Origin of the sequence: Negativibacillus massiliensis (assembly GCF_900148495.1) — a bacterium.
GTDB classification, from domain to species: domain Bacteria; phylum Bacillota; class Clostridia; order Oscillospirales; family Ruminococcaceae; genus Negativibacillus; species Negativibacillus massiliensis.
Genome location: NZ_FTRU01000008.1, coordinates 1005638 through 1017754 on the forward strand (window position 1 = coordinate 1005638; position 12117 = coordinate 1017754).

A 12117-nucleotide genomic window follows, 5' to 3' on the forward strand; every position below is an offset into this window, starting at 1 on the left:
CTATTTCATCATTCTGTGAACAAAATTGACCGCTGCTTCCTCGGCGTAGACTGTCGGGCACCACAGGTCTGGTTCAAAGCCGTAACCTTCCTCAAAGTAACCCTCGGGATATTCGAATACACGCTGACCGAAATTTAGCTTTATTTTGCTATATGGCAATGTTGTCATCGTGTTCCAAATATCTCCCCGTAATGCTCCAAAAGTGCTTTCTCCAATAATCAGAGTATTTTCCACGTTATGAGCCATATCGGTGAAGTATTCGGCAGCTGACATGGTATTGAAGGATGTCAGAAGGATCAAAAGATCTTCATTTTCCACAAACATATCCTCTCCTGCCTGATAGACTGTATGTCCATTGATTTGCTGTATATCTTCCGGGTTTAAATCCTTCTCCTGATATGCACAGCTATAGATCGAGAATTGATTCGGAGTTACCTTTTGTTTGGTATAGTTTTCAAACCATTTGTCTACAAAACCCGGTTTTCCTCCATCATTTGTCATCAAATCCATAATAGAAACTGATTGTCCACGTAGCTTTGATCCCATCCCTATAATACGGGAATCGAACATATCGTCTGAATAAACAATCGGAATTTGACGGTTTTCATATAATTCTACTCGTGATTCTCTTTCATTTGAAGCCTTTTGATAAGGTTCTGCTTTCAGTTCCTGTATTGTTCCGTCTGTATAGTGTACAACCAGATTATTTGGAGTTTTATCTATATTACAAGTCAGATAGGAAAACGGATATGGACATGTACTTCTTACCACCGGATAGTAAACAATCTCACCCTGACGGTTGAGCGAACGTTTCATCAGTTCGTCCAGATTTTTATATCCTTCTACCGACTCGATTGTTTTTCCATCACTGGTTTTATACTGACTATCCTCCATGTGATACTCCTCTTCTATGTAGAAGTAGGAAGGATGTAACGTCACTAATGTTACCATATTATCGCTTCCTAATATGAAGTGGTTGTCCTCAATAAAGGATAGCTCCTGTACCAGCAAAGTTTCCAGCTTGGAAGCATCCATCTGTTTGTTTTCCCTGCACTGTTCCAGCACTCTGCTCCGCGCCGGTTCGAACACCTCTTCTCCGCCAAAATATTCGTACAAGCCATAATTTTGCCGCAGAGAATCGAACAAGAAATTGACATCACTTTCTATCTGTGCCAGAGAGAGGCTTCCGTCCAAATTCGGCTCTGCTTTCTCGCTTATCGTGTTGTTTTCCCTTTTTTTTAAATATTTTGCGTATTTTTCCTCGCTGAAAACCGGCTTTTGGATTGCCTGATGTTCAGCATTGATTGTCTCCATCAGCTCTGTCAGCTCCGGCGACCACTCCCCTTTTAATGTGCACCGTTGAAGCACTTCCTCAGGAGTTTCCTTTCGAGTCTGTTCTGCTGTTTGAGTATCCTCTTTTACATCTGACTGTTGAGTTTGTGCTGTCTGGGTATCCTGCTGCACCGGTTGTTCTGCCTGTGCACAACCCACCATAAAAGCACACAATATCGCGGCTACTAAAACTTTTACCATGTGTTTCATAAAAATTCTCCTATTTCATCATTCTGTGAACTAAATTGACCGCTGCTTCCTCAGCGTAGACTGCCGGACACCACAGGTCGGGTTCAAAGCCATAGCCTTCCTCAAAATCGTTCTCAGGAAAGATTGTAACCATGTTTCCATAACCAACTTCAATTCTGCTGTAGGTTAATTTTGTGCTTCCGGACATATTGTTTGTTAAGAAGCCACCTGTATTTTCTCCTATAATCAATGTATTCTCAACATTACGTGCCATATCAACAAATATTTCTGCTGATGAAGCTGTCATCTTTCCTGTCAGGATTATCAACAAATTTTCATTATCTACAAAGTCATCTGATTGAGTATAAATCAAAGTCCAAGGATCTACCACTTCTACTCCAATTAGATCCCCTATGCCCTGAAATCCTGCTGTACCCATATAAGGTTGGGTATAAACAGAAAAGAAATTGGTTGGAACAACCTTTCCTAAATAGTTTTGCCACCATTCAGATGCTAAATTTGCCTGTCCACCTCCATTAAGGGACAAATTCATAACACTTACCTTTTCTTTTCCCAATTCCTTTGCAAACTCTGAAAAATCCTTCGAGAAAACCCATCTTGAATACTGAATTGGAATTCCCTTTTTCTCGTACAAATCCACATCCCTTAATTCTGGATTTTCCTTTATTCCTTCATAGGGTTGTGCTGTTATTGTTTGTGAACTGCCATCGCTATAATGAATTGTTAAAGATGGTGGATTTTTTGTTGCTTCCTCTTCTTTTGCAAACGTAACGGGCCAATAAACAATCTCTCCTTTTCTTGTCAAAGATCGTTTAAAAAGAGAATCCAAATTATCCGCTCCATCGACCGACTCGACTACTTTACCATCTATTGTACTGTATCCGTCTGATATCTTTTGGAAGGAAATCTCTGTGAAAAAACATGGATAAAGTCCTTCTGAAATATTTTCTCCATCAATCGTAAAATGCATATCATGAATAAAAGAGAGATTATTCTGTATAATCTGCCGAAGTACATCCGCATTCATTTTGCCAGCATTTTTACAATCTGTAAGTGCCTGCTGACGCGCTGCTTCAAAGACCTTGTCTCCGCCATAAAGGTCATACAACCCATAGGTTTTATGCAAACCGTCAAACAGGAGATTGATATCAAATTCCGCCTGTTCTAATGAAAGTTCGCTATTTCCTTCTGATTTAGCTGGCTTTAAATCTTGGTTCATTGAACTTCTAAATGAAACATACTGTGAGTACTGTTCGGTACTCACATCTGCCTTTTGGATTGCCGCATGCTCTGCGTTTACCTCCGCCAGCACTTCCTCCATCGTTGGCTGGGGAACTGTTGAGCAGCCAGAAGTCAGCATACACATCAGCGCAACCACTAAAATTTTTATCTTATGCTTCATTCTCTCCACTTCCTATTTCAAATTCTCAATCAGCTTCACTGCCAGTTCTTCCGCTTCCCCTGCCGGAACCCAGATATCGGGATAGAATCCCCGTAGTTCCTCGAAGCAGTCGTTTTCTTCTGCTAATACGCAAATTGTGCCTCCGCCAATATCAACTTGACAACTACTATTTGGCAAAGAGATTTTTCCAGACGTTCCAACTAAAGAACCGTTACTGTTTTCTCCTATAATCAACGTATTCTCTAAATTGTAGGAATAATCTAAAAACAACTCTGAAGCCGATGCAGAATATTTTCCTGTAAGAATAATTAGGAGATTGTCATTCTCAATCCAATTATCCCTGCGATCGTTAAATTTCCTACCTGATTTCGTATCGATATTATACCGATTGGTTGGAACTATTTTCCCAGTATATTGGTTTAGCCATTGCGATGGTATTTCCCCATCACCACCACTGTTTGAACGTAAATCTAAAACGGCAATTGGTGCATCTTTTAGCTTTGTAGCACCGTCTAAAATTTCTTCAATATGTTTTTCAGCAAACTGATTAAACTGGAATACCGGAATATTTTCGTCTTCATAAAATTTGCTAATCTGATTATTTTCTGGGTTTTGCAAATCCATTTCTGTATAAATCTGATATGGCTCTGCCGTTAATTCTTGTGTATCTCCATTACTATAATGAATTGTCAACGTCTCATCACAGGTTTGCGGCGATTTCAAAGCTTCCCAAAAATCACAGTCTTTTAATAAAACTGGATAATAAACCAATTTGCCCTCCGGCGAAATGGAGCGCTTCATCAGCTCATCCAGATTATTGTACCCTTCTACTGACTCTACCCTTTTCCCCCCAGTAGTCTGATAACCTTCTTCTGTTTTAACAAAGGCAACCTCGCAGAAGAAAAATGGAATCTTTGTCGGGTTTGCTCTTTTCATATTGATACTGAAGTGTCCATCTTTGATAAATGCCAAATTTTCCAATAAAATCTGTTCCAGATCAGCAGCGGTCAGTGTTTCTTTTGTTTGCAGTTCCGCCTTGATTGCTTCCTCTGCCTTATCAAACACTTCTGCACCGCCAAAATATTCATACGGGCCATAACAATCGTGAAATGCATTGAAGAGGTACGTCACATCCTCTATCGCCTGCTGTTGCGTCAAGATTTTCTCAGGATCATACTCTGCTGGATCTTCTTTTGGATAATATGACCATCTCAAATCCTGGTCAACCAGATCACCCACATATTGTGAAGCATTAATTGTACCCTTTTCTACTTCCTGATGCTCAGCGTTTACCTCCATCATCAGTTCCTCCATCGTTGGCTGGGGAACCGATGTACAACCCACATTGGAAAGAGCCAACATTGCTGCCAAAATACATACAAAAATTTTCTTCAACACATTGTTCCTTCTTTCAATCTACTCCATACAGAAATTTTATTTTCACCAATTCTAGCACATTACCTATAAAAACAAAATATCATTCCATGCAATTTATTTAATTTATCATTTTCTGTGCAGCACAAAAAATCCCTCTCCGATTTTCGGAGAGGGATTTTTCTATGTCTTTTAGATAATAACGACCGGTTTGATCAGATCCTTTGGTTTATCCTTCATCAGCATCAGTGCTTTTTCCATATTTTCAAAGCCTTCGAAACGATGGGTCAGCATCTTACCTGGATCAAGTCTACCTGTTTCCATCAGAGAAGCCAGTTTTTCCATTCTCAAACGTCCACCCGGCATCAGACCGCCTGCAATGGTCTTATGACCCATACCGCAGCCCCATTCTACCCTTGGGATTTTCACAAAGTCACCGGAGCCAAGATAGTTTACGTTGCCGATTCTGCCGCCTGGTTTGAGCATATCGATTGCCTGTGCAAAGGTATCATTGTCGCCGCCTGCGATAACCACGCGGTCAACACCCTGACCTTTTGTCAGTTCCATTACCTGTTTTACGATATCGCCGTCGCGATAGTTGATGATGTCGGTGGCACCATATTCTTTTGCAAGTTCCACACAGTTTGGACGGGAACCAACTGCAAACAATCTGGATGCGCCGCGGATTGCCGCACCGGCAACTGACATCAGACCAACAGGGCCGATACCGATAACACAGACGGTATCACCAAACTGAACATCTGCAAGCTCAACACCATGCAGACCGGTCGGCACCATATCGCTGAGCATAACTGCTGCTGCCGGGTCAAGGCTGTCTGGGAGCAGTGCGAGGTTGCCATCCGCTTCGTTCACATGGAACAGCTCACCAAACACACCATCTTTAAAGTTAGAGAATTTCCATCCTGCCAGCATTCCGCCTGAATGCATCGAATAGCCGCCCTGCGCCTGCAAAGAAGCCCAGTCCGGAGTAATTGCCGGAACAATAACGCGGTCACCTGGCTTAAAGTCTTTTACCAGAGAACCAACTTCCACAACTCGTCCAACTGCTTCATGGCCGAGAATCATGTCGTGGCGGTCACCAATAGCACCTTCCCAGACAGTGTGGATGTCCGATGTACAGGGAGAAACTGCGATTGGCTCTACCAGAGCATCCAGTGGACCGCAAACAGGTTTCTCCTTTTCAATCCATCCTACTCTGCCGATTCCCAGCATTGCAAAACCTTTCATGATAAAAATCCTCCTTTATTATAAGAAATTCCTAGATTTAATCCAAATTCCGGATTATTTCTGTGCTGCAATCATAACATTTCCTCTTGGGAGCGTCAAGCAGAATCTTGTCAAATTTATGACAAAGACTTAAAAAATTCATGATTCTGACATATTCTCTCTATCATACCCATTAGATGAATTATTTCCGTCACAACAAAAAAAGTGCCGCACAAAGGCGACACTCTTTTTTAGCAGATTCCATTTTGGATACGTTGTTTAAGATCTAAAATTTTGTGATGAATCTGCTCAATTGTTTCTTCAAACGCAGAATCCTCTTTCCCACTTGGGTCTTCCAGTCCCCAATCCTCCCGATATCGACACGGAAGATACGGACAATTCACATTGCACCCCATCGTTATCACGATATCAACCGGCTGAATTTCCGAAATCAGTTTGGAATATTGAGAAGCTTCCATATCAATATTCCAGATTTTTTTCATCATCCGCACAGCATCCTGATTGATCTGCGGCTTTGTTTCGGTTCCCGCAGAACAGCTCTCAAAAACGTCTGAAGCAAGCTCTTTCCCCAAAGCTTCCGCAATCTGACTGCGGCAGGAATTATGTACACAAACAAAAGCTACTTTTGGTTTCACCTTTCTTCCTCCTGTTTTGCAAAAAAATCCGACACCCTTCATCGACACAATCATTCTGACAGAGGTATTATAAGCAACAGATTGAAGTTTGTCAATCTGTTGCTGTAAAAAGATGTGCCCGAATCAGGACACATCTTTTCATTTTAATATTTCAAGTTTGCCAGAGAGATATCGGAAATAAAGGTAGAGAAGTTATACATCACAAAGATGTCGTCGAAATCTTCCTTCATCAGCTCGCTGACATTCTTTGCCATATACCGCAGGTCCACCACGATAATCTCATCATAGTTATAGGTCAGGTATGGAATCATGCTGTTTGCATAGGAATCCTTAAAGAGCAGCAGACGGCTGGTCTTACCGTCCTGATGGTCGAGATTATGGGAGCTCTTGATCTTCACATATCCGCTGTTGCCCCACATAAATGCTGCATATTTATCGCGTGTCTGGAATTTACGCTCGTCCATCATGCTGTCCACCGAAAGCAGCTGGAGACCATCTTCTTCTACCATCTCTCCCAGCTCAAGCAGCTGCGGATCTTCCTTGGTGTTTGCGACAAAGGCAAACTCATCCACCGGTACATCATACCAGGTGATGGTATCCGAATCCTGTCCTGGGCGTTTTGCCTTGGAATAGAAGGTTCCGTAAAAATCCTCCACCTTATTCTCTTCCAAATCAGAAAGAGAAACCGGCGTCAGTCCTTTTTCCTGACAATATTCCACATAGGCATAATAAGCACCCAGCGTGGTCCAATGATGGTCGGTGTGATAGTAGATATACTCATCACTGTGCTCTTTGAGTGTCTCTGTAAAATCGATCACTTCAAGGCTATTATCCGCCTGAGACAGGGTATCGTAGATCTGCTGTGTATACTTTTCCTGATCTGCAATCGGCAGAGCGTATGGAACCTTATCCTCCAAAACAGGATAGGAGTTTGGTACGATGGACAAAGTCACATCCTTGTCATACATCTCCAGAAAAGCTCGAACGTTAGCCACACTTCGGTCAAAGGTGCGTTCTGCCACAACATTGGTTCCGGCGGTGCTTGGTTTTTCTTCTACAATCTGGAGCTTTTCCATCAGGTAGCCGTCTTTTCCATAAACAACACCATGACTTTCGGTTCTTCCCAGTGCCATATCAGCGGTTGCCTTCATTGTGATCCAGTCATCGCGCTTGACAAACTGATCATTGATGTATTTTACATATTGATTGCCGAAGGTTCCGTCCGAAAAGCTCTGCCAGCTGAAAGTTGGTTTTTGTTGGAGAACCGTATTTTCAAACTCGGAATAGTATCGGTCCGCATTAAAGGTATCGACAAAAAACATCCCCAGGACAAAAGCAAAAAACAAAATTGCCATTGGATATTTTAAGATTGTTTTCATCTTCCGTCCTCCTTAGAAGTTAAAGTACAAAAATGGGCTGTAGGTCGAATCGACCATGAAGGCAACCGAAACAAGCAGTACCGCCGACAGGAACACGGTGCGGATAATGCGGTTTTTGCCGATGGTATCCGCTGCGATTTTGAACACCGGAGTGGATGCCAGCACACACAAAACAAAAACAACCGCATAGTCACGCAGATAGTAGATCCAGTCGATGCCGCCGTTTAACGAGAACATTCTTACAAACAGCTCTCCCAACAGAGACATGTCCGACAGAGCAAAAATTGCCCAGCTGATCATTACCAGGAAAATCACATAGATGTGCGACAAAATTCTGCTCTTTTCCAGATGCTTTAACAGGAAGGTCTTTTCGATCATCAGAAGAACAAAGAAATACAGTCCCCAGAAGATGAAGTTCCAGTTTGCACCGTGCCAGAATCCGGTCAAAAACCACACTACAAAGATGTTGAAGAAATGACGGGAGCGTTTGACACGATTGCCGCCCAGCGGGATATAGACATATTCCCGAAACCACGAGCTGAGGGTAATGTGCCAGCGGCGCCAGAACTCGGTGATACTTTTGGAAATATATGGGTAGTTAAAGTTTTTCGGGAAGTAAAAGCCCAGCATTCTTCCCAGACCGATTGCCATCAGCGAATAGCCGCTGAAATCGAAATAGATCTGGAAGCTATATGCCAGTACGCCCAGCCACACAAGCGGAGTGGATACATTGGAAAATCCCAGAGTCTGCACCTCGGTCCACAAAGAGCCGATGGTATCTGCAAGCAGAATCTTGCTTGCAAGTCCCATGATGAACAGTCCCACACCCTCCTCAATCTGTGCAAGGGTAATTTTGCGGTTCTTTAACTCCTTGTTGATGTCCGAATACAGAACGATAGGACCTGCAATCAGCTGTGGGAACAGTACAACAAAGGCGCCAAAGTCGATCAGGTTGTGCTCCACCTTGATTTTGCGCTTGTAAACATCGATGGTGTACGCCAGAATCTGGAAGGTATAGAAGCTGATTCCCAGCGGCAGATGGAATTCCGAAGAATCCAAAAGCGGCAGCCCAATGCCAAACAAAGCATTGATATTGGAAAGGAAAAAGTTTGTATACTTAAAGAAAAGCAAAAATCCTAAGGTTACGACAAAGGCAACCCAAAAACAAATTTTTCGGACTTTGGGTTTCTCATCATATTTTTCCATCAAAAGACCGGCGACATAGTTCACACCGATGGAAATAAGCATAATCGGGAAAAACTTTGGTTCTCCCCAGGTATAGAAAAACAGGCTTGATAAAAACAAAACCGTATTTTTCAGTTTAAACGGTACCAGATAATAAATCAAAAAAACAATTGGAAGAAAACGAAATAAAAACAGCAGGCTGCTGAAAACCAAGTTCTCTACCTCCCTGATAAGATTTTGTTTCCCCTTTCCCAAGATACAAAAATTAAGTATCTTGTCGGAAAAGGTTACCTATAAAGGGTATCAGATTTTACGCAAAATAGCAAGACAGTTTTTAAGAAATGCTTACGTGACAACCTTCCCTTCATAAAGTGGCTGCTTTTTTGTAATTTATTCCATGAAAAAACAAAAGATTTGGGATTTCTGGAAAAAAATCCCTGAAGCAGTAACTTCAGGGAAGAAAAGATATTGTGATCAGATCATCTTTGGAAAATAGATATTGATGACAATGACCAGCGCCAGGCACAAAAGCATTACTGCAAGTGCCACAAAGTCTCTTTTTGCATATTCCAGCTGCTTCATGCGGGTACGTCCCACGCTGCCTCGGTAGCAGCGGCACTCCATAGCCAGTGCAAGTTCATCTGCACGGCGAAATGCCGATACAAACAGCGGAATCAGAATCGGGATCAACGCTTTTGCTCTCTGAGTCAGGCTGCCGGTTTCCATGTCAGCACCTCTTGCCTTCTGCGCATTCATGATCTTATCGGTTTCTTCAATCAAAGTCGGGATAAAGCGCAGGGCAATGGTCATCATCATAGCAATCTCATGAACCGGAACCTTCACCTTTTTAAGTGGGCCCATCAGCACCTCGATGGCATCGGTCAGTTCAATCGGAGAGGTGGTATAGGTCAGCAATGAGGTTCCTGCAATCAAACACATGATGCGCACTGCCATCATAACTGCCATGGCAACGCCTTCCGGATAAATATGGATAAATCCAAAGGATACCAACGGTTCACTTGGTCCTGTCATAAAAAACAGGTTTAAGACTGCGGTAAAAATGATAATCGGCACCACCGGTTTTAAGCTTTTAGCCACCATTTTTGCCGAAATTTTGGAGATCATGTACATCATGACCACCATCAAAATACCAAGCAGCAGTCCGAGCGGGCGGGATGCCACAAACAGAATCACGATGTACAGCACCGACGCAATGATCTTCATGCGCGGGTCCATCTTGTGAATGAAGGAATGTCCCGGGAAATACTGTCCAATGGTAATATCTCTCAGCATCTTACATTCCTCCCTTCTTCTGTTTTGCTTCCTGCTCTTCAAACAGGCGAAGTACCTGCTGTTTTGCCGCCTGGATGGTATAGGTGTGTGGATCGACCGGATAGCCCATATCTGCCAGGCGCATAAAGATTTTGGTTACCTGCGGAACTGCCAGACCCATCTGCTCGATCTCGGAAGCATGCTCAAACACCTTTTCGGTGTCATCATACATAAACACTTTGGACTGATTCATAACCAGAACCTTTTTTGCAAATTTGGCTACGTCCTCCATGCTGTGGGAGACAATCAGAACGGTATTTTTCTGATCCTGCTGATACTCCTGAATCTGTCCTAAAATGCGGTCACGACCTTTTGGGTCCAATCCCGCAGTTGGCTCATCCAAAATCAGCACCTTTGGATTCATTGCCAACACGCCTGCAATCGCAACGCGGCGTTTCTGACCGCCCGAAAGCTCAAACGGCGATTTGTTCATCATCTCTTCGGTGACATTAACAAATGCTGCCGCCTGACGAACCCGCTTGTCCACCTCTTCCTCACTCAGTCCCATATTCTTTGGACCAAATGCAATATCCCGGTAAACTGTTTCCTCAAACAGCTGATATTCCGGATACTGGAACACCAACCCAACCTTAAAGCGGATTTCGCGCAGCTTTGCCTTGTCCGCCCACATATCTTCCCCATCGATATAAATTTTTCCGGAGGTTGGCTTTAATAATCCGTTTAAATGCTGAATCAGGGTAGATTTTCCCGAACCGGTGTGTCCGATTACACCGACCATCTCCCCTTCTTCGATCGAAAGGTTGACGTCCTGAATTGCCATCTTGACAAACGGAGTGCCTTCCGAATAGACATGGCTCAAATGTTCTGTCCGAATGACTGCCATCTTGTTACATTCTCCTTACTCTGCGTGTTTTATCAAGTACCGTTTCCATTTCTGGAATACTGTCTTATTCTGGTTACACGATCTCCTGCGAACAATCCTCAGTTTGCTGTTCCGGCTTTGCAGGCTTGATTCCCTTGCGGCGGAACAGGGTGGTAATCGCCTTGATGCATTCATCCTCGGTCAATACGTCTTTTGGCAGATTATATCCTTCCTTCAAAAACTCATAGATCAGCTCGGAAGTCTGCGGAACATCCAGACCTACTGTTTTCAGCTCCCGAACATTGGAAAATACCTTCTTCGGGGTATCGTCCAGAATGATCTTGCCCGAATCCATCACGATGATACGGTCACACAGTGCCGCCTCATCCATATAATGGGTAATCAGCACAATGGTGATTCCATATTCCCGATTTAGTTTCTGGATGGTCTCCATAACTTCGCGGCGTCCTCTTGGGTCGAGCATTGCGGTCGGCTCGTCCAGTACGATGCATTTTGGACGCATCGCAATGATACCAGCAATCGCAACTCGCTGCTTCTGTCCGCCCGAAAGTCTGTGCGGCGCATGTTTTTTGTATTCGTAGATGCCGACATCCATCAGTGCGCGATCGACACGTTCCCGCATTTCCTTTGGTGGAACCCCAATATTCTCCAGACCAAATGCGACATCTTCCTCCACCACGGTGGCAACGATCTGGTTGTCCGGGTTTTGGAATACCATGCCGACTTTCTGACGGATATCATACAGCTTTTCCTCATCTGCGGTATCCATCCCATCAATATAAACCTTGCCGCCGGATGGAAGCAGAATCGCGTTGAGATGCTTTGCGAAGGTGCTCTTTCCCGAGCCGTTATGTCCCAGTACCGCGGTCAGTTCGCCCTCATGAATGGTCACATCCAGATCTTCAAACACGCTGACCGGCTGCTGTCCTTCTTCCACATGGTAGCTGAAGCTGATCCCCTGTGCTTTGATAAAATCATTCATTCGTGTTTTTTACCACCTTTTTTTGAATTTGAAGATGCAATCCTTTCTCAAAAAGGTTTTGCTCTCCACCCATTCCAGCTTGTCCTTTGTTCAAAAGCTGGATTTCACTCTGCCAAATTTGTTCAAATCTTCCATTAGTATAATCAATTTTACCCGGAAAGAAAAGGGGGTTGAGAAAAATTTATTCCTGTTTA

The 12117-nt window shown here is 43.4% G+C and carries 10 protein-coding genes; all 10 read right to left on the reverse strand.

From position 1 onward, the window contains the following. Positions 1 to 1542 carry a S41 family peptidase gene (locus tag BQ5375_RS10725; RefSeq protein WP_022132636.1) on the reverse strand — a complete coding sequence of 514 codons (1542 nt, stop codon included), beginning with the start codon at positions 1540 to 1542 and terminating at the stop codon, positions 1 to 3. 10 nt (positions 1543 to 1552) lie between these two features. Beyond that, entirely contained in the window at positions 1553 to 2944 is a 1392-nt protein-coding gene (locus BQ5375_RS10730; protein ID WP_076917908.1) for a S41 family peptidase, read from the reverse strand. 12 nt (positions 2945 to 2956) lie between these two features. Beyond that, complete coding sequence (locus BQ5375_RS10735) at positions 2957 to 4342, reverse strand: S41 family peptidase (RefSeq protein WP_022132638.1); 1386 nt, start codon at positions 4340 to 4342, stop codon at positions 2957 to 2959. 168 nt (positions 4343 to 4510) lie between these two features. Continuing rightward, complete coding sequence (locus tag BQ5375_RS10740; RefSeq protein ID WP_022132639.1) at positions 4511 to 5566, reverse strand: NAD(P)-dependent alcohol dehydrogenase; 1056 nt, start codon at positions 5564 to 5566, stop codon at positions 4511 to 4513. A gap of 230 nt (positions 5567 to 5796) precedes the next feature. Beyond that, on the reverse strand, positions 5797 to 6243 hold the full coding sequence (locus tag BQ5375_RS10745) for an arsenate reductase ArsC (RefSeq protein WP_076917910.1): 447 nt from the start codon (positions 6241 to 6243) through the stop codon (positions 5797 to 5799). A 101-nt stretch (positions 6244 to 6344) separates the two neighbouring features. Then, positions 6345 to 7580 (reverse strand): DHHW family protein, encoded by a 1236-nt coding sequence (locus BQ5375_RS10750; RefSeq protein ID WP_022132641.1) that lies wholly within the window; start codon positions 7578 to 7580, stop codon positions 6345 to 6347. 12 nt (positions 7581 to 7592) lie between these two features. After that, on the reverse strand, positions 7593 to 8978 hold the full coding sequence (locus BQ5375_RS10755) for an MBOAT family O-acyltransferase (protein WP_022132642.1): 1386 nt from the start codon (positions 8976 to 8978) through the stop codon (positions 7593 to 7595). Positions 8979 to 9239: 261 nt separating this feature from the next. Continuing rightward, on the reverse strand, positions 9240 to 10058 hold the full coding sequence (locus tag BQ5375_RS10760) for an energy-coupling factor transporter transmembrane component T family protein (protein ID WP_022132643.1): 819 nt from the start codon (positions 10056 to 10058) through the stop codon (positions 9240 to 9242). A gap of 1 nt (position 10059) precedes the next feature. Beyond that, positions 10060 to 10941: an energy-coupling factor transporter ATPase gene (locus BQ5375_RS10765; protein ID WP_022132644.1), complete on the reverse strand. Its 882-nt coding sequence runs from the start codon at positions 10939 to 10941 to the stop codon at positions 10060 to 10062. A 73-nt stretch (positions 10942 to 11014) separates the two neighbouring features. Further along, the gene (locus BQ5375_RS10770; RefSeq protein WP_022132645.1) at positions 11015 to 11923 is read right to left on the reverse strand and encodes an energy-coupling factor transporter ATPase; all 909 of its coding nucleotides are present in this window, start codon (positions 11921 to 11923) and stop codon (positions 11015 to 11017) included. Positions 11924 to 12117: the final 194 nt, after the last annotated feature.